Source organism: Ichthyobacterium seriolicida, from assembly GCF_002369955.1.
Classification (GTDB): Bacteria; Bacteroidota; Bacteroidia; order Flavobacteriales; family Ichthyobacteriaceae; genus Ichthyobacterium; species Ichthyobacterium seriolicida.
Genome location: NZ_AP014564.1, coordinates 1,297,461 through 1,315,432, shown reverse-complemented (window position 1 = coordinate 1,315,432; position 17,972 = coordinate 1,297,461). Strand labels below are relative to the sequence as shown.

Below are 17,972 nucleotides of genomic sequence, written 5' to 3'. Positions count from 1 at the left end.
GTTTTGTGAATTATACTTCTAAAAAAGATAACCGACAGAAAACAAACCCGTTGACCCAATAGGTCGTTCACGATACTCTCCATAATGATACTTTTCATAATAACGTATAGCTCTATATCTATATTTAATTCCTAATGCAAAATCAAAATAAATATTAGTATTAGGTATAATATTCTGATATCCAACTAGTAAGTTTAAATCAAATAAATCTGTGATATTATACTCCTGTAGCTCTAAAGAAGGGGATAAATAAAAACCTATAGGAGCACTATTTGATAAATAATATCTAAAAGCGACATCTACATTTAATTTGTAATAATCAGAAATCGTAGTTTTTTCAGAAAGAATACTAATGTCTGTCATTACCTCAATATAAAGAGAGAATTTATTATTTATAACCCTTTCATAACTAAGTGGTGGTATAAATAATTTAAAACTATTGGCAGGCAATCCTCCTCTTGTAGGAGATACTATGCCCAATACACTAGTCTTAATTATATTTTTAGCTTTTGTATCTATACTATTAGTAGGGTGGTTATCTTGGGCATTTATAGATGAATTAAAAACAAATAAAGACTGCGAGTAATAAAAATATTTTTCTCATAATACGTTTTTAAAAAAAGACTTTGAGTGAAAATCAAATCTATAAGTTTAATATACTATAGATTTAGATCATTAGATTTTACTGCAATTTTATTAAAAAAATAGATAAATTATAAAAAAGAGTAGAAATCTGAGTTTGATTAATAATAAGTATACAAAAGCGATATAAACATGAGTTATCCAAAATAACTTGGGTAATCTAAAAGAGATTGATATACATGATTTGTTCAATTATGAGAAGGCTTAAAGTAGATTGAGATAGTGTCTTAAAAAGCGTAACCAATGGAAAATAGGTTTATCATCCCCCCACCATATTTATAAATATCATTTTTAGTAAATCCAACTCCATATCTAATTCCTAATGCCATATCGATATAGATACTAGTGCCTGTTATAATATGTTGATATCCAACTAATAAGTCTGAGTTTAATAAATCTCTCTTCTCCTTGTTATCTTTCTTATCTTCCTCATAAATCTTCCCATACCCTAAAGAAGGAAATAAATAAAAACCTATAGGAGCACTATTTGAAAAATAATATCTAAAACCGCCATTTGCTCCCCAATAGGAATAGAAATAGTCATAAAGTCTAGGTGCAGATATCCTAATATGAGATCGTATTTCAATATTGAGAGATAATTTATCACTTATAACCCTTTCATATCTAGGGGTTATATCTAGAATTTTCTCATTAGAAAATAAAGATTTTACTATAGAAAATAATATACCACTTGCACTAACCTTAATTATATTTTTAGCTTTTGTTTCCACATTATCACTAGGATTATTTTGGGCATTTATAGATGAATTAAAAATAAATAAGACTGTGAGTAATAAAAATATTTTTCTCATAATACGTTTTTAAAAAAAAGAATTTGAATGAAAACTTACCTTATAATCGAGTTGTGAGATTAATAACATATTCTGTTTACGATAAATAACCGAAAATTTAGTTTTGTGAATTATATTCCTAAAAAGGATAACCGACAGAAAACAAACCCGTTGGCCCAATAGGATCACGATCATATCTATAACGTATAGCCCATCTATATTTAATTCCTAATGCCAAATCAAAATAAATATCAGTACCAGGTATAATATTCTGATATCCAAATAATAAGTTTAATTCAACTAAATCTGTGAAATCATCCCTATATAGCTGTAAAGAAGGGGATAAATAAACACCTATGGGAGCACTATCTGACAAATAATATCTAAAAGCGACATCTACATTTAAATTGTAATAATCAGAAATCGCAGTTTTTTCAGTAAGAATATGAATCTCTGTCTTTACCTCAATATAAAGGGAGAATTTATTATTTATAACCCTTTCATAACTAAGTGGTGGTAGAAGTAAGTCAAAACTATTGGCAGATAAGTCTCTTGTAGGAGTTAATATGCCAAATACATTAGTTTTAATTATATTCTTAGCTTTTGTATCTATACTATTACTAGGATTATCTTGGGCATTTATCGATGAATTAAAAACAAATAAGAAAACAAAAAATAAAAATATTTTTCTCATAATAGTTTTTTTAAAAAAAGACTTTGACTGAAAATCAAGTCTATAAATTTAATCTAATATGCTATATATTTAGATTATTACATTTTACTCAGGGCTATTAGAATTAGACAAATTCTAATAAAGAATAGAAATCTAAGTTCGATTAATAAATGGATTAATTAAAATGCCTTTTAATCCCTAAATTAAAAGATTCAAGAGTTTTTAGTAATCGGGTTTAGGTTTAGAGCTAATAAAAAGCCGTTTAGAATTTTTATTCCAAACGGCTTTTTTATTTTATGCTAATCTTAAAAATTACTTGCTTAGATACATTTTCCTACGAGAGTAAATTTCAGTGAAAGTATCGTCTTTTAAATCATCTATAAATAATATTTGCTCTCCTGTAGATTTCATCTCAGGGCCAAGAGATTTATCTACATTTGGAAACTTATCAAAAGAAAATACAGGTTGCTTTATAGCGTATCCATTCAAATTAGGATTAAAATCAAAGTCTTTAATTTTATTGTGTCCTAACATTATCTTAGTGGCGTAGTTTACATATGGTTCTCCATAGGCCTTAGAGATAAAAGGAACTGTTCTAGATGCTCTAGGATTTGCCTCTATCACGTATACCTTTTCATCTTTTATAGCGAACTGTATGTTTATAAGACCAACTGTATTGAGAGCCATAGCTATCTTTTTAGTGTGATCTATTATCTGTTGCACCACGGATTCTCCCAAATCAAATGGAGGAAGTGTAGAATTAGAATCTCCAGAATGAACTCCACAAGGTTCTATATGTTCCATGATTCCAATTATATAAACCTCTTGTCCATCACAAATAGCATCTGTTTCAGCCTCTATAGCTCCATCTAAATACTGATCTAGCAAAACTCTATTATTAGGATAATTTTTGAATAATTCTATTATGTGATATTCTAATTCTTCCTCATTTATGACTATCTTCATGCCTTGCCCGCCCAAAACATAAGAAGGACGAACCAATATTGGAAAAGATAATTCACGTGATAGAGATATAGCTTCAGTAGCATTTTCAACCACACCAAACCTAGGATAAGGAATATTCTGTTGCTTTAGCAAATTAGAGAAACTCCCTCTATCTTCAGCTAAATCTAGATATTTAAAATCAGTACCTATTATTTTTATATCGTGTTCGTAGAGCTTTTGAGCTAATTTTAAAGCTGTCTGTCCCCCTAGCTGAACTATTACCCCTTGGGGATTTTCGTGTTTTATGATATCGTATATGTATTCCCAAGATATGGGCTCGAAATACAATTTGTCTGAAATATCAAAGTCTGTCGATACGGTCTCTGGATTACAATTTATCATAATAGTTTCATAACCACACTCCGATGCAGCTATGACTCCGTGTACACAACAGTAGTCAAATTCTATGCCCTGCCCTATTCGATTTGGGCCAGAACCCAATACGACTATCTTTTTGTTATGTCGTGATGGAATACTTTCATTATCGACTTGTTCTACCTCCCCCGACCTCTTCATATAATTTTCGAATGTAGAATAATAATAAGGGGTTTTAGCTTCGAATTCTGCAGCACAGGTGTCGACTAACTTATATAACCTATTTACACCTAATTCTACTCTTTTTTTAGAAACATCCAATTCAGAACATTTTAGAAAGTCTGATAACTGTATATCTAAAAATCCCTTCATTTTAGATTCCAACAATACATTTCTTGGAATATTATCTATGGTGTATTTGCACAATTCATTTTCCAATAGATATAGCTGTTCGTATTCTTTCAAAAACCACATATCTATTTGTGTTATGGAGTAAATACGATCTAAGGGGATTCCAGCTTTAATAGCATCGTATATCACAAATACTCTATCCCAACTAGGATTAGCCAACTTATCTAATATGATATCAGTATCTAAATTTTCTCTTTGAGATGTAAGACTTTCTGTGTTTATCTCTAAGGATTGGGTGGCTTTATGTAATGCTTCTTGAAAAGATCTGCCTATGCCCATAACCTCTCCTACAGATTTCATCTGTAAGCCCAATACCTTTTCTGAACCTTCGAATTTATCGAAATTCCATCTAGGTATTTTTACTATCACATAATCTAAAGAAGGTTCAAAAAGAGATGAAGTAGATTTAGTAACTTGATTATCCAATTCATCTAGGGTATAGCCAATGGCAAGCTTAGTAGCTATTTTTGCAATGGGATATCCCGTAGCCTTAGAAGCTAAGGCAGAAGATCTAGAAACTCTAGGATTTATCTCTATAGCAACTATATCTTCCCTTTCATCTGGACTCATAGCGAACTGCACATTACATCCACCTACAAAATCTCCTATGGAACGCATCATCTTTATAGCTAAATCACGCATTCTATTGTAGGTGACATCTGATAATGTCATAGATGGAGCTACAGTTATAGAATCTCCTGTGTGGATTCCCATAGGATCCATATTTTCTATAGTGGCAATGATAATTACGTTATCATTTTTATCTCTTAAGAGCTCTAATTCATATTCCTTCCACCCCAAAAGGGCTTTGTCTATTATCACCTCGTGTATTGGAGATGCTTCTAGACCTCTGGTCAACAACTTGTCAAAATCATCTTTTTCATAAACAAAAGAAGCTCCAGTACCTCCTAAGGTAAAAGAAGGCCTAATAACTAAAGGAAACCCTATCTCCTGGGCTATCTCTTTACCTTCTAAAAATGAAGTTGCTATCTTTGACGGTGCTATATCTACACCTATAGATGTCATTAGACTACCAAATTTTTCTCTGTCTTCAGTAATTTTAATAGCATCTATGTCTACTCCTATAATTTTAACATTATATTTTTCCCATATCCCTTTATCATTTGCTTCTATACAGAGATTAAGAGCTGTCTGCCCGCCCATAGTTGGAAGAACAGCATCTATATGGTGCTTAGATAAAATTGTTTCTATAGAGTGTGTGGTGAGGGGCTTTAGATAGACAAAATCAGCGATGCTAGGATCTGTCATAATCGTAGCCGGATTTGAGTTTATCAAAATAACTTGAATCCCCTCCTCCTTTAAGGATCTAATAGATTGTGTTCCAGAATAATCAAACTCACATGCTTGTCCTATCACAATAGGACCACTACCTATTATTAATACAGAAGTTATATCTTGGTTTCTAGGCATTTTTGCGTTATACAAAAAAAGTGTCACAATACAGCAACACCTTTTTTTATTTTCTTTCAGAAAGTACTTTTATCCTTTATGTCTACCCTCATCTGACACAGTCAGTCTAGCTCTACCTTTAGCTCGTCTCTTAGCTAATACTCTCCTACCATTGGGAGTAGACATTCTCTCCCTAAAACCATGCTTATTTCTTCTTTTTCTGTTCGATGGCTGAAATGTTCTTTTCATATCAAAATTCTAAATATTATGACCCCATTGACTAAGTAGGGTAACGGTTGCAAAGTTATATTTTTTTATTTAACTTTTCACTATAAATTAAGGTTTAAAACTTTTTTATCATTCCCATATTATAAAATCATAACAAACAAAATACCACAACCATAAGATCAGATTATATTTAGAATCAAAATAGCTTGAATAGTTTTTTTTATTACTCGCATTTTAAAAAAATATTACCTTTGCCCAGTCAATAAGTAAAATTGATTAAAGCACGGAGAGATGGCAGAGTGGTCGAATGCGACGGTCTTGAAAACCGTTGAGGGTCACACCTCCGGGGGTTCGAATCCCTCTCTCTCCGCTCTTATTACTTCAAAGCGTTCAAAGGCCTTAGGAAGGTCTTAAATTCTCTCAAGAGACAACCAATTTTATTATATAACTTGAAAATGCTCTCCAAAAGAGCTTTTTAAGCTGATAAATATTTATTTCACCTCGTATAAACACTTTAGTTTTTTGTTCTAAAAGTTTATTTAATTAAATCTACATTGTAGAATACCCCTGTATTTTCTTTTCTAAGGAGAGTATCATTTATCATCAGTTCTGCTACACATAGCATATTCTTAGTTTCAAAACTGCGAACACTAGGTGTTTTAAATATACTTTTGTACTTTTCACATAATTCAGACAACTCTTCTTTTGCTTTTCTTATCTCATGTGAACGTTTTTCTATTCCTAGATTTTCATTTAAAATATTTTTTATCTGATCTTTTATTTCGATCATACTCAAATCAGTCTCACACTCACATTTTATATGAGGGTAATTTTCAGAATCGTTTTCAAGATCAGATATGTCGTTTATTTTTTTAGAAGAGTGTTTAAATATCTGTTGAGAAAAAACAATAGCTTCTAACAGAGAGTTAGAGGCTAATCTATTGCTGCCGTGCATACCCGTGTGTGCACACTCACCACAAGCGTATAGATTTTCTATACTAGTTTCTCCGTTTATATTAACCTTTATGCCTCCACACACATAGTGACTAGCTGTAGTGACAGGAATTAATCCCTCCTCTAAAAAAGATGGAATATCCTTACACACATTGAAGATATTAGGGAATTTTTCTTGAAAATCAACTATACTAGATACGTCCAGATATACGTATTTCGTATTTTCTTTTCTCATCTCGTTTAGGTTAGCTCTAGCTACTACATCTCTTGGAGCGAGATCTTTTTTCTCACTGTACCGATGCATATATGCCTCTCCTCTAAGGTTTCTTAGTATTGCGCCTTCTCCTCTAACTGCCTCTGATATTAAAAAGTAATTTTGTTTATCTTTTTGATATAAAGTCGTAGGGTGAAACTGTATTAGAGATATATCTTCAATTTTTGCACCAGCCCTATGTGCTATGGCTATACCATCACCAGTAGATATTTCAGGATTAGTAGTATACTTGTACAATTGTCCTACACCTCCAGATGCTATGACTGTAATTTTCGATTTGAATGCTATAGTTTTTTTGTTGTCTATATCAAAGGCGTAAATGCCATTGCATATAGATTTTTTTTGCTCTCTTTTTTCAATTATTAAATCTAAAGCCCAGTAATATTCCAACATAGATATATTGTCAAAAGTACTGGCCTTTGACAATAATTTTTCTTGTATCTCTCTTCCAGTAAAATCTTTGTGATGTAATATTCTCTTTTTACTGTGCCCTCCTTCTAAATTCTTAAGAAATTTTCCTCTTTTATCTCTGTCGAAATCTACTCCCCAATCTATTAAAGCTTGTATAGCATTAGATGATTCTTTAACTACTAATTCTACAGTTTTTTTATTGTTTTTAAAATCACCTGCGATAAATGTATCTTCTATGTGTTTTTCTATTTCGTCGGGTTTATAAGGAATCAAAACTCCCGCTATGCCCCCTTGTGCATATTGAGTATTAGACTGTTTGAACTTTCCTTTGGTTATTACAGTAATGCTCTTTTGGGGGAATTCTTCGGCTACTTTTATAGCATAAGATAATCCAGCTATTCCACCTCCTATGATTAGAAAGTCGGTATTTATCATTCTTAAGATAATTCTAACATTTTTTCTATGCACGGAAGGGCTCTCTCGATAGTATTCTCATCTAAGAGTATTTCTGGAGATTCATTTTTCATACATAAATAGAGTTTTTCTAAAGTATTCATCTTCATAAAAGCACACTCACTGCAGCTACAATCGTTATCGTCTTGTGTTGGAATAGGTATGAATGTTTTGTGGGGAGCTACTTTTTCCATCTCGTGGAAAATACCTATTTCTGTGCCTACTAAATACTCTTTGGAATCGTCTTGTTCTACATATTTTAACAGTGCAGAGGTGGAACCTATAAAATCTGCCAATTCTAATACTTTTAAATTTGACTCGGGATGCGCTATGACTTTAGCCTTAGGATATTGAATGAGAATATTCTGTAATTTCTCTAAAGAGAATGCTTCATGAACAATACAAACTCCGTCCCATAGGAGCATATTTCTGCCCATTTTTTTATTTAAATAAGCCCCAAGATTTTTATCTGGAGCAAAAAGTATCTTCTCATCTTTAGGGAAAGTATTTATTATTTTTTCAGCGTTAGAAGAAGTTACAGCTATATCTGTCAATGTCTTGACTCCAGCAGAAGTATTTATATACGATACTACTTTATAATCTGGATGTTTCTTTTTGAATTTTAGTAGTTCTTCGGGATCACAGGATTCTGCCAGAGAACAACCTGCTTTTAAATCAGGGAGTATGACTTTTTTATCTGGGTTGAGTATTTTGGCTGTTTCTGCCATAAAGTGTACTCCACAAAAAACTATTATGTCGGCATTAGTACTTTTAGCCTTTTGAGCTAAAAATAAGCTATCTCCGACAAAATCACCTAACTCCTGTATCTCTGGAGTTTGGTAATAATGAGCCAATATTACAGCGTTTTTTTCCTTTTTTAAGCGCTCTATATCTTGTATTTGTTCTTTTTGTTTCATTTGTATAAAACATATTAATACATAGATTTACCACACAAAAGTACTAATTTGTTTTCCAACAGACATAAGATTAGTGTTTAAAAGGAATATTAGAGTTTAATCTATTTTCATAAATTTGTCAGATTATGTATCCATTAATAAGAGGCAGAAGACTTAGGAAAAGTGAATCTGTGAGAGACATTGTAAGGGAAGTGTCTATCTTTCCTTGCGATTTTGTAGTTCCTCTATTTATTAGAGATGGAGTCGGTATCAAAGACTCTATACCTTCTATGCCTGATTACTATTGTCAATCTTTAGATTTTGTTGAAAAAGAGGTCAAATACCTTTACAGCATAGGCATTAGAGCTGTTTTACTATTTGTGAAAGTTCCAGATAATCTTAAAAGTAACGATGGAGCAGAAGCTTTAAATCCTAAAGGGCTGATGCAACGCAGTATTAGCCTTATAAAGGATACTGTTCCAGATATGTTAGTTATGACTGATGTGGCCTTAGATCCGTATTCATCTTTTGGTCACGATGGTTTAGTAGAACGAGGAGTTATACTAAATGATAAAACAAATGACATTTTGGCTCAAATGGCTCTCAGCCATGCAGAGTCAGGATGCGATGTAGTAGCGCCATCAGATATGATGGATGGTCGCATTTCATCAATCAGAAATATTTTGGAAAAAGAAGGTTATACAGATACGATAATCATGTCTTATAGTGTTAAATATGCATCTTCTTTTTACGGTCCGTTTAGGGATGTTCTAGATTCATCCCCCTCTTTTGGGGATAAAAAGACATATCAAATGGATTTTTATAACGGCAGCAGGGAAGCTATAAAGGAAACCTTGATGGACATAAGAGAAGGCGCTGATATTGTTATGATAAAACCAGCTGGAAGCTATCTAGATATAATAAAAAGTATAAGAGAGGAAATAAACGTTCCTATAGCTTCTTATCAGGTATCTGGAGAATATTCTATGATTAAAGCAGCCGCTAAAAATAAGTGGATAGATGAAAAAAAAGCTGCACTAGAATCTCTTGTAGCAATAAAAAGAGCCGGAGCAGATATAATAGTCAGCTATTTCGCTAAATCTATAGTAGAAAACTTAAGGTAAGATTTTTAAAATCTTACCTGAGCACTCATACTACTTCTTATATCTTAGAGTAATCAGATAGAAAAGTCTCCAATCCAGAAGTTGTAAGTGGATGTTTTATCATATTTTCTATAGATGATAAAGGAGATGTAATAGCATCAACACCTATCTCTGCACAGTTTGCTATATGTATAGTATCTCTTATAGAAGCTGCCAAAATCTCTGTTTCAAAAGCATAATTATCATACACTAAACGAATTTTTTGTATCAGCTCTATTCCATAACTAGAAATGTCGTCTAATCTACCTATAAATGGAGATACATATGTAGCACCAGCCTTAGCTGCTAAAATAGCTTGATTAACAGAAAACACCAAGGTGCAATTGGTTTTAATCCCCTTACTAGATAAGTGTGCAATAGCTTTTATTCCATCTTTAATCATCGGGATTTTAACTACAATTTGTGGGTCTATATCAGATAGTTTTTCACCCTCTATTATCATGTTTTCGTAATCAACAGATAACACCTCTGCACTTACATCCCCATCTACTATCTCACATATCTTCTTATAATGAGACAATACATTATCATCACCTTTTATACCTTCTTTAGCCATAAGAGATGGATTAGTTGTCACTCCATCTAAAATCCCCATGTCTTGGGCTTGTTTTATCTCAGATAAATTTGCTGTGTCTATAAAAAATTTCATAAATCGTACTTTAAATAAAGTGACAAAATTACTAAAATAAAACTCAGATAATCGTTCAAATAGACATTTAAAATATCAATCACTTAGGAATTAAATTTGGTTCAAGACAACTAAGGCAAATTTACATACGTGTAAACCCTTGTGTTATCTATGAAAAATGAGTATATAATTCGTTTGAGAATTTCGAAAGCAAAATTCAGGTGTATTTTACGATTATTTTGCCTGGGTATGGCAAGCGACAAAAGTTAGTAAACTTACCTTAAGTTGTTTTGAACCTAAATTTTATAAACTATGTAGATATATCAGAGTTTTAACGTCAGTTTCATTTATGATAAATATCTTTCCTATATCTTCTGGTTTTTTACTAAAGTAATCCTCTAAATTTTTTCCTGAATTATCCCATATCTTTTCATGAATTGTAGTCTTTTTAGCAACCCCTTCCATCTCAAATATTTCTGTTTCTAAATACTCTATTCTCTTTTCTAGTTTTTTTTCTGTTTTTACTGTAAAGTTTTTATTGAAAATAATAATAGAATCATTTTTAAATATTTTTAGATTAAAAGTTCTTTTAATCCCTCTTAAATTTCTGTTTTCCTTTCCTTTATAGCCATTATAAAAATCCCAATTTGGATCACCATGTTTACTATAATTGTCATTGTTTTCATCGAAAAATATACCCCATAAAGAACGATAAGTTACATCATTTACTTCAAGGAATTCACCTTCTATTGTACTGTCTGTATTTTCTATAAAATTATTGTTATCTATCTTGGATGAGTAATTATTATGAGGTAGAAATATTATATGTAATCTATTTCTATAATATGTACCTGTGTTTTTACTGAGATAAAAGAAAGATCCAATTGTTTTTGTTTTATCTACAGCTTTTATTTCCGCTTTTAGACGATCACTTTTATTAAAATCTAGGTTTATTAATACAAACCCTAACTTATAAAAAGGCTGTGGTGGTCTTGTATCTCCTCCTATTGGTTGATCTTCTTGAGTATTCACACAACCTTTAGTAAAAACGATAATTATAAAAATTATGGACAAGATACATGTAAATTTTGTAAACTCTTTCATTTTTTTTGTGTATATTCATACAAGTCCTGAAAAATCAACTTGAATCGTTGTAATGATATATAAAATTATTACAATATTCTTAAAAAATCTTAGTCATGTATAAATATAATAATAGCTTGTTTCTTTTTTTCGTCCTTTTTTTTATATGCAGTTGTAATAAAGATCATTTCATTGATTCTAATTTATCGGATGTTCCCGATAAAAAAAAGATTGAAGATATTGATAAAGTATCTGATGCCTTAAAATATTTAAATACTACTTTCTTACAATATAATTCTGAGAATTCAAATACTGCAACCTATTCTCGTAATTCTAATGTGTTAAGTAATCCTCTTAGGATATCTGATATTGATACTATTTACGATTTTAGATTAACTCAACACGAACCATTATTAAAGCTAATTTGCCTCAAAAAAAATGGTTATTTTCTAACTAGTTATTTAGATTTAAATATAAATAAAGTGCCCCCTGTTTTATTTTATTCTGAAAATAAATTTAACCCCAATAACGTAAATGCTGGTCTTATTGACTATATAAACTCATTTGTTGAAGGTAAAATAGCTCAGGATAAATATTTAGCATCTAATCCTTCAATGAAATTTAGTCTGTTTCCAATGATAATAGGTGGTGGTGGTATAGACCCGAGAGCTGACAGGGTGAATCCCCTACTTAAAACCTATTGGAGTCAGGATAAAGAAAAGGGGTTTTTCGTAATGATTAATGGTAAAAAAATGACTGTTGGGTGCGTACCTGTTGCAATAGGTCAAACTCTTTTTTATTATTACTACAATAACCCTAACAGACCTAAGAAGCTTGATAATTTTGATTTTCATTATCCTAATTTTAGTGCAATGAAACTTACTGAAGGAACCGAAGCTACTCGTAAATTTCTTCATATGATAGGATATTATACAAATGCTGAATGGGGAGTAAATTCTACCTCGGCTTATACAGGAGGATCTCTAGGACTATTTGAAGCAATGGAAATAGATGCTAATTACTATGATTATAACCCTGGTGATGTTGTGCATTCTTTAGCTGATGGACGTCCTGTTGTATTAAGGGGATCTATGGAAAGGAAAGTTAAAGGTGCTCATTTGTTTGGTATTATTTATTGGCCTATTAATAATAGTAGTATTCGTTATACCTATAGCGGAGGTCATGCTTGGGTTTGTGATGGTTACTTTTATTCAAAATATGGCTATCTTTTTTTACATATGAACTGGGGTTGGGGGGAATCTTATTCAAAAAGTGGTTCCAATATACTTCATGGAGCAGGTTGGACTTATTACACAGATTGGAAAACCGGTAATTTGATAGTCGGTGAGGCAAGTTACAATTATTTAAAAAGAATGGTAATAACAAAACCTAGATTTCCTTGGAAGAAAAAATGATTAATAAAAGGTTCAAGACAACTTAAGGTAAATTTACATGCGTGTAAACCCTTGTGTTATCTATGAAAAATGAGTATATAACTCGTTTGAGAATTCTGGAAACAAAATTCATGTATATTTTACGATTATTTTGCCTGGGTATGGCAGTAGACAAAAGTTAGCAAACTTACCTTAAGTTGTCTTGAACCTAAATTTTTATAAACTATGTAGATATATCAGAGTTTTAACGTCAGTTTCATTTATGATAAATATCTTTCCTATATCTTCTGGATTTTTACTAAAGTAATCCTCTAAATTTTTCCCTGAGTAACGCCATAATTTTTCATGAGATGTAGTCTTTTTAGTCCCCCCTTCCATCTCAAATATTTCTGTTTCTAAATACTCTATTCTCTTTTCTAGATTTTTTTCTGTTTTTACTGTGAAGTTTTTATTGAAAATAATAATAGAATCATTTTTAAATATTTTTAGATTGAAAGTTCTCTTTATACCTCTTAAATTTCGGTTTTCTCTTCCTTTATAACCAGTTATCTTATGCCAATTAGGGTCGCTACGTTTATCATGACTATCATTGTTTTCATCCCAAAATACACCCCATAAAGAATGATCAATATCATCATTTACTTCAAGGAATTCACCTTCTATTGTACTGTCTGTATTCTCTATAAAATTATTGCCATTATCTATAGACGAATAATTATTATGAGGTAAGAATATTATATGTAATCTGTTCTTATAATATTTGCCTGTGTTTTTACTTAGGAAAAAAAAAGATCCAATTGTTTTTATTTTATCTACAGCTTTTATTTCCACTTTTAAACTATCGTTTTTATTAAAATCTAGGTTTATTAATATAAAATCTAAATCATAAAAAAGCTGTGGTGGACGATGTCCTATTATATTTCTATCTGAACACTTGTTGGCAATAACAACAAGTATAGTTATTGTAGATATAATTCCTATTAGTTTTATAAAATCTTTCATTTTGTATATATTTTATTTTTATATATTGCGGGTTGCAGAAGCAATTAACTTCGTCGTAATATTAATATATTTTTTAAAAAAAAACAAACTATGTACAAGTGCAAAAACACCTTACTACTTTACTTCACCTTTTTTATTCTTTTTAGTTGTAATAAGGACCATTTAGATACTCCTAACTTATCGAGTATAGGAAATAAAAAAAATATTCAAGGTATAAACAAAATATCCGATGCTTTAAAATATTTAAATACTACTTTTTTACAGCGTAACGACAATTCAAATACTGCAACCTATTCTCGTAATTCTAATGTATTCAATGCCCCTCTTAGGATATCTGATATTGATACCGTTTACGATTTTAGATTAACCGAACACAAACCTTTATTGAAGTTAGTTTGTCTTAAAGAAAATGGTTATTTCTTAACTAGTTATTTGGATTTAAACATAAATAATGCACCTCCTGTTTTATTTTATTCTGAAAATAAGTTTGATCTTAAAGATGTAAATCCTGGACTTATTGATTATATAAATTCTTTTGCTGAAGGTAAAATAGCTCAGGATAAATATTTAGCATCTAATCCTTCAATGAAATTTGATAGACTTCCAGACGAGATAATTGACGGACTTTACAAGAAACACCTGAAATCTGGTAGGGTGAATCCGCTGCTTAAAACTAGTTGGAGCCAAAATAGAGAGATAGATAGATTTTATCAGCTGTATAATGGTGAAGAAGCTCTAGTTGGATGTGTTCCAATAGCTATAGGTCAAGTAACCTTTCATTATTATTATAGAAATCCTAATAAACCTAGCAGTCTTACATTAGATAGACATCCTTTTACTCATTACCCCCATTTTGATTTTATGAAATTTAAAAGAGCAACTCCAGAGACTCGTAATTTTCTTTCTATGATTGGTTATTACGTAGATGCTGATTATGGATTAGATGCTACTGGAGCATATACAAAAGATTCTAAACGCTTTTTTGACCATATGAAAATTGATTCTAAGTATCATCGTTACTATGATAGTGACATAATCACTGAATCTCTTAATGATAATCGCCCTGTTATTCTAGGGGGATATTCAATCAGGAATAAGATTTCTTGGTGGAATCCTGCTGGCTGGTTTGGTGATGGTTATACCTATAGCTCAGGTCATGCTTGGGTTTGTGATGGTTACTTTTACAGCAAACCTTCTTATTATGACGACACTCTTTTTTTACATATGAATTGGGGCTGGGGAAACGGACACAATGGTTGGAACCATCATGTTGATTGGAATGCTAATAATTCTACTTCTAATCCTAGAAGTAATAATTATTATTCTAAAACTAGAAGTGATAATTATAGGTATAAAAAAGATATGCTAACAACAAAACCTAGATTTCCTTGGAAGAGAAAATATTAATAAAAGGTTCAAGATAACATAAGGTAAAATTAATATAACTTAAAGCCTTGTGCTATCTATGAAAAATGAGTATATAATTCGTTTGAGAATTTCGAAAGCAAAATTCAGGTGTATTTTACGATTATTTTGCCTGGGTATGGCAAACGACAAAAGGTTAGTGCATTGACTAATATAAATCGTATTAATACCGACAAATACCACATTAAAATAATATGTGGAATTTTCATTTTTGTAATGAAAATTTATATTTCTATTTACTCAGATGAGTAAAAAATTAAGTTATCTTGAAACTATAATTTAAACTGAGGCACCACATCTGGCACAAAATCAGAGTAATTACCTTTGTTCTTTATAATGTCTCTTACAATACTAGAACTTATAAAGGAATACTGATGATGAGTTAGTAAAAACACAGTTTCTATCTCTGGGCATAGTTTATTATTTGTATGAGCTATGGCTTTTTCAAATTCAAAATCTGAAGGATTTCTCAAGCCTCTCAAAATAAACAGAGCTCCTCTTTTTTTACAAAAATCCACAGTTAGATCTCGGTAGTTATCTACAATTACTTTTGGCTCATTTTCAAAAGTTTTTTTTACAAAATAAAGTCTGTCTTCTAATGAAAACATATATTTTTTTGTATTGTTTTCGCCTATAGCTATTATTATTTGGTCAAAGATGGGCAAAGCCCTTTTTACTATACTCAAATGACCATTAGTAATTGGATCAAAAGATCCTGGAAATACTGCTATTTTACTCATTTATTTTTGAAAATATCTTCTATTATTTCGCTAAAAAAATCTTTCCATTCTATGCCATATGCCATTATCTGCGCTGGTATTATACTGTTTTCAGATAGACCTGGAGTAGCATTCACCTCTAAAAAATAAGGAACTTCATCTTTTATTATAAAATCTATTCTGATATAACTCCTCAGAGATAATATTTGGTATATCTTTTTAGCCTCAGCTTTTATTTTAGAGGCTAGATCTTTTGGTAGATCAGCAGGAGTTATCTCCGTTGAAGCCCCATCGTATTTGGCTTTATAATTGAAAAAAGACTCATCTGATCTTATCTCTGTAATAGATAAAACCTTAACCTCATTATTTGTAGAGAAAACTCCTACAGATACTTCCTTCCCATCTATATATTCTTCTATCAAAATTTGATCATCCTCTTTAAATGCAAGTTCTATGGCTTTATCTATATCTGCTTGTTTTTCTACCTTGGAAGCTCCTAGGCTAGATCCAGATTTATTTGGTTTGATAAAAATAGGTAACTCTAATTCTGATAAAATATCATTTTTTTCAACGGGTCTATCTCTGTATGAAATTAAATTTTTAGCCTTTATTATTCCGTTTAATTCCAAAATAGACAGACACATTTTTTTGTTGAAAGTCAAAGCCGAAGTTAAAACATCACAACCTGTATAGGGTATATTTGTAATTTCGAAATAGCCTTGTAATTTCCCGTCTTCTCCTGGGCTTCCGTGAATGGTGTTAAACGCGATATCAAAAACTATTTTCTCACCATTTATCTTTAATGAAAAATCGTTTCTGTCAATGTCTATTTTGTTAGCATTTTCGTCTATGAAAAACCATCCTTCTCTGAGAATATGTATTAAATATGGCTTGTATTTTTCTTTATCTAGATTTTTATAAACCATATCCCCGCTCTTTATGGATATTTCCTTCTCATTGGAAAAGCCACCTATTATAATTGCTACATTTTTCATGCGTCCTTTTTATTTTAAAATATCTTTATACTGGTTTTGATAATATTTTCGGTATTCCAAAGAGATTACATTATCTAACCATTCTGTGTTTTCTAAATACCAATCTATAGTTATAGAAATTCCCTCGTCTAGTTTTACAGAAGGTGACCACTTTAACTCTCTATTTAACTTTGTAGAATCTATAGCATAACGTTTATCATGCCCTGCCCTATCTTTAACACAGGTTATCAATGACTCTGAACTTCCCTTTTTATTACCTAATTTTTCATCCATCTTATTACACAATAACTTTACTAGATCTATATTTTTCCATTCGTTAAAACCTCCTACATTATAACTGTCTCCTACCCTTCCCTTGTGAAATATCAAATCTATAGCTCTGACGTGATCATTGACAAAAAGCCAATCTCTAATATTATCACCACTGCCATATAGTGGTAGAGGCTTTCTGTTTTTTATATTGTTGATAAAAAGAGGTATCAGCTTTTCTGGAAATTGATAAGGACCGTAATTATTGGAACAATTACTTATAATATAAGGGACGTCATATGTGGCCCCATAAGCTCTAACAAAGTGATCAGAGCTAGCCTTAGAAGCAGAATAAGGCGAATTAGGACTGTATAAGCTCTCTTCTGTGAAAAGTCCTGTAGAGTCCAAGCTTCCATATACTTCATCTGTAGAAATATGATAAAACAGCTTTCCTTCAAAATTATTTTTATGTATCTCTTTAAAAGAATTTAACAGATTTACAGTCCCAATAATATTTGTCTCTATAAATTCCATGGGATTGCTAATGGATCTATCTACATGACTCTCTGCTGCTAAGTGTATTATTCCATCTGGTAAATATTTGTGAAATATATCGGTTATCTCCTTTTTATTTACGATATCAGCCTTTAAAAAAGTATAGTTCTGACAGTCTTTTATGCTATTTAAATTCTCTAAATTCCCAGAGTACTTTAAAGCGTCCAGGTTTATTATATGATAATCGGGATACTTACCGACTAATAGTTTCACCAAGTGAGAACCTATAAAACCAGCTCCTCCTGTTATGAGTATTTTCTTAATCATTTTCTATAAATGCAAGATAAAAAACTGCA

General features: G+C 31.2%; 16 protein-coding genes, 1 tRNA gene and 2 pseudogenes. 6 read left to right on the top strand and 13 right to left on the bottom strand.

The genetic code is table 11. From position 1 onward, the window contains the following. Positions 1 to 18: 18 nt before the first annotated feature. The 5 genes from JBKA6_RS05125 to rpmH form a co-directional block, all read right to left on the bottom strand. The gene (locus JBKA6_RS05125; protein WP_096686510.1) at positions 19 to 480 is read right to left on the bottom strand and encodes a hypothetical protein; all 462 of its coding nucleotides are present in this window, start codon (positions 478 to 480) and stop codon (positions 19 to 21) included. A gap of 389 nt (positions 481 to 869) precedes the next feature. After that, positions 870 to 1,454: a hypothetical protein gene (locus JBKA6_RS05120; RefSeq protein ID WP_096686508.1), complete on the bottom strand. Its 585-nt coding sequence runs from the start codon at positions 1,452 to 1,454 to the stop codon at positions 870 to 872. Between the two features lie 118 nt (positions 1,455 to 1,572). Beyond that, positions 1,573 to 2,127 carry a hypothetical protein gene (locus JBKA6_RS05115; protein ID WP_096686506.1) on the bottom strand — a complete coding sequence of 185 codons (555 nt, stop codon included), beginning with the start codon at positions 2,125 to 2,127 and terminating at the stop codon, positions 1,573 to 1,575. 291 nt (positions 2,128 to 2,418) lie between these two features. After that, positions 2,419 to 5,268 (bottom strand): carbamoyl-phosphate synthase large subunit, encoded by a 2,850-nt coding sequence (gene carB, locus JBKA6_RS05110; RefSeq protein WP_096686504.1) that lies wholly within the window; start codon positions 5,266 to 5,268, stop codon positions 2,419 to 2,421. A gap of 69 nt (positions 5,269 to 5,337) precedes the next feature. Continuing rightward, a complete protein-coding gene (gene rpmH, locus JBKA6_RS05105; RefSeq protein ID WP_096686502.1) occupies positions 5,338 to 5,496 on the bottom strand; it encodes a 50S ribosomal protein L34 in 159 nt (52 codons plus the stop codon). A gap of 264 nt (positions 5,497 to 5,760) precedes the next feature. On the opposite strand from rpmH, the gene JBKA6_RS05100 reads away from it, so the two are divergent. Further along, positions 5,761 to 5,845 (top strand) — tRNA-Ser (locus JBKA6_RS05100). Positions 5,846 to 6,010: 165 nt separating this feature from the next. Here the strand turns inward: JBKA6_RS05100 and nadB are convergent. Then, a complete protein-coding gene (gene nadB, locus JBKA6_RS05095) occupies positions 6,011 to 7,549 on the bottom strand; it encodes an L-aspartate oxidase (protein WP_172843108.1) in 1,539 nt (512 codons plus the stop codon). Positions 7,550 to 7,551: 2 nt separating this feature from the next. Then, complete coding sequence (nadA, locus tag JBKA6_RS05090; RefSeq protein WP_096686498.1) at positions 7,552 to 8,484, bottom strand: quinolinate synthase NadA; 933 nt, start codon at positions 8,482 to 8,484, stop codon at positions 7,552 to 7,554. A gap of 125 nt (positions 8,485 to 8,609) precedes the next feature. On the opposite strand from nadA, the gene hemB reads away from it, so the two are divergent. Then, positions 8,610 to 9,587, top strand: coding sequence for a porphobilinogen synthase (gene hemB / locus JBKA6_RS05085; protein WP_096686496.1), 978 nt, complete (start codon positions 8,610 to 8,612; stop codon positions 9,585 to 9,587). A gap of 37 nt (positions 9,588 to 9,624) precedes the next feature. Here hemB and fsa read toward each other — a convergent pair whose 3' ends face one another. Beyond that, complete coding sequence (fsa, locus tag JBKA6_RS05080) at positions 9,625 to 10,275, bottom strand: fructose-6-phosphate aldolase (protein ID WP_096686494.1); 651 nt, start codon at positions 10,273 to 10,275, stop codon at positions 9,625 to 9,627. A 141-nt stretch (positions 10,276 to 10,416) separates the two neighbouring features. Between fsa and JBKA6_RS07700 the strand changes: the two are divergent. Then, positions 10,417 to 10,534: pseudogene (locus tag JBKA6_RS07700) on the top strand (IS1595-like element ISIse1 family transposase); the annotation flags it as partial. A 23-nt stretch (positions 10,535 to 10,557) separates the two neighbouring features. Here JBKA6_RS07700 and JBKA6_RS05075 read toward each other — a convergent pair. Continuing rightward, positions 10,558 to 11,358 (bottom strand): hypothetical protein, encoded by an 801-nt coding sequence (locus JBKA6_RS05075; RefSeq protein WP_096686492.1) that lies wholly within the window; start codon positions 11,356 to 11,358, stop codon positions 10,558 to 10,560. A 95-nt stretch (positions 11,359 to 11,453) separates the two neighbouring features. Here JBKA6_RS05075 and JBKA6_RS05070 point away from each other — a divergent pair, with 95 nt between their 5' ends. Beyond that, entirely contained in the window at positions 11,454 to 12,752 is a 1,299-nt protein-coding gene (locus JBKA6_RS05070) for a C10 family peptidase (protein WP_096686490.1), read from the top strand. Between the two features lie 195 nt (positions 12,753 to 12,947). On the opposite strand, the gene JBKA6_RS05065 is transcribed toward JBKA6_RS05070, so the two are convergent. Further along, a complete protein-coding gene (locus tag JBKA6_RS05065; protein ID WP_096686488.1) occupies positions 12,948 to 13,733 on the bottom strand; it encodes a hypothetical protein in 786 nt (261 codons plus the stop codon). Between the two features lie 90 nt (positions 13,734 to 13,823). On the opposite strand from JBKA6_RS05065, the gene JBKA6_RS05060 reads away from it, so the two are divergent. Together JBKA6_RS05060 and JBKA6_RS07805 are read left to right on the top strand one after the other, a co-directional pair. Then, complete coding sequence (locus JBKA6_RS05060) at positions 13,824 to 15,140, top strand: C10 family peptidase (protein ID WP_096686486.1); 1,317 nt, start codon at positions 13,824 to 13,826, stop codon at positions 15,138 to 15,140. 49 nt (positions 15,141 to 15,189) lie between these two features. Then, positions 15,190 to 15,350, top strand: a pseudogene (locus tag JBKA6_RS07805) (IS1595-like element ISIse1 family transposase); the annotation flags it as partial. An 80-nt stretch (positions 15,351 to 15,430) separates the two neighbouring features. Here the strand turns inward: JBKA6_RS07805 and coaD are convergent. Genes coaD through rfbB form a run of 3 tightly spaced genes read right to left on the bottom strand, consistent with a single transcriptional unit; the run spans position 15,431 to position 17,943 of the window. Continuing rightward, positions 15,431 to 15,898, bottom strand: a complete 468-nt coding sequence (gene coaD / locus JBKA6_RS05055; RefSeq protein WP_096686484.1) for a pantetheine-phosphate adenylyltransferase — start codon at positions 15,896 to 15,898, stop codon at positions 15,431 to 15,433. Next, positions 15,895 to 16,872 (bottom strand): D-alanine--D-alanine ligase, encoded by a 978-nt coding sequence (locus tag JBKA6_RS05050; RefSeq protein WP_096686482.1) that lies wholly within the window; start codon positions 16,870 to 16,872, stop codon positions 15,895 to 15,897. Before JBKA6_RS05050 ends, coaD begins: the two co-directional genes overlap by 4 nt. Positions 16,873 to 16,881: 9 nt before the next feature. Next, positions 16,882 to 17,943: a dTDP-glucose 4,6-dehydratase gene (gene rfbB / locus JBKA6_RS05045; protein ID WP_096686481.1), complete on the bottom strand. Its 1,062-nt coding sequence runs from the start codon at positions 17,941 to 17,943 to the stop codon at positions 16,882 to 16,884. Positions 17,944 to 17,972: the final 29 nt, after the last annotated feature.

Excerpts from the sequence above, each read along its gene's own strand:
- JBKA6_RS05120 (WP_096686508.1), bottom strand. The coding sequence starts at position 1,454 with ATGAGAAAAATATTTTTATTACTCACAGTCTTATTTATTTTTAATTCA.
- JBKA6_RS05115 (WP_096686506.1), bottom strand. The coding sequence starts at position 2,127 with ATGAGAAAAATATTTTTATTTTTTGTTTTCTTATTTGTTTTTAATTCA.
- carB (WP_096686504.1), bottom strand. The coding sequence starts at position 5,268 with ATGCCTAGAAACCAAGATATAACTTCTGTATTAATAATAGGTAGTGGT.
- rpmH (WP_096686502.1), bottom strand. The coding sequence starts at position 5,496 with ATGAAAAGAACATTTCAGCCATCGAACAGAAAAAGAAGAAATAAGCAT.
- nadB (WP_172843108.1), bottom strand. The coding sequence starts at position 7,549 with ATGATAAATACCGACTTTCTAATCATAGGAGGTGGAATAGCTGGATTA.
- nadA (WP_096686498.1), bottom strand. The coding sequence starts at position 8,484 with ATGAAACAAAAAGAACAAATACAAGATATAGAGCGCTTAAAAAAGGAA.
- hemB (WP_096686496.1), top strand. The coding sequence starts at position 8,610 with ATGTATCCATTAATAAGAGGCAGAAGACTTAGGAAAAGTGAATCTGTG.
- fsa (WP_096686494.1), bottom strand. The coding sequence starts at position 10,275 with ATGAAATTTTTTATAGACACAGCAAATTTATCTGAGATAAAACAAGCC.
- JBKA6_RS05075 (WP_096686492.1), bottom strand. The coding sequence starts at position 11,358 with ATGAAAGAGTTTACAAAATTTACATGTATCTTGTCCATAATTTTTATA.
- JBKA6_RS05070 (WP_096686490.1), top strand. The coding sequence starts at position 11,454 with ATGTATAAATATAATAATAGCTTGTTTCTTTTTTTCGTCCTTTTTTTT.
- JBKA6_RS05065 (WP_096686488.1), bottom strand. The coding sequence starts at position 13,733 with ATGAAAGATTTTATAAAACTAATAGGAATTATATCTACAATAACTATA.
- JBKA6_RS05060 (WP_096686486.1), top strand. The coding sequence starts at position 13,824 with ATGTACAAGTGCAAAAACACCTTACTACTTTACTTCACCTTTTTTATT.
- coaD (WP_096686484.1), bottom strand. The coding sequence starts at position 15,898 with ATGAGTAAAATAGCAGTATTTCCAGGATCTTTTGATCCAATTACTAAT.
- JBKA6_RS05050 (WP_096686482.1), bottom strand. The coding sequence starts at position 16,872 with ATGAAAAATGTAGCAATTATAATAGGTGGCTTTTCCAATGAGAAGGAA.
- rfbB (WP_096686481.1), bottom strand. The coding sequence starts at position 17,943 with ATGATTAAGAAAATACTCATAACAGGAGGAGCTGGTTTTATAGGTTCT.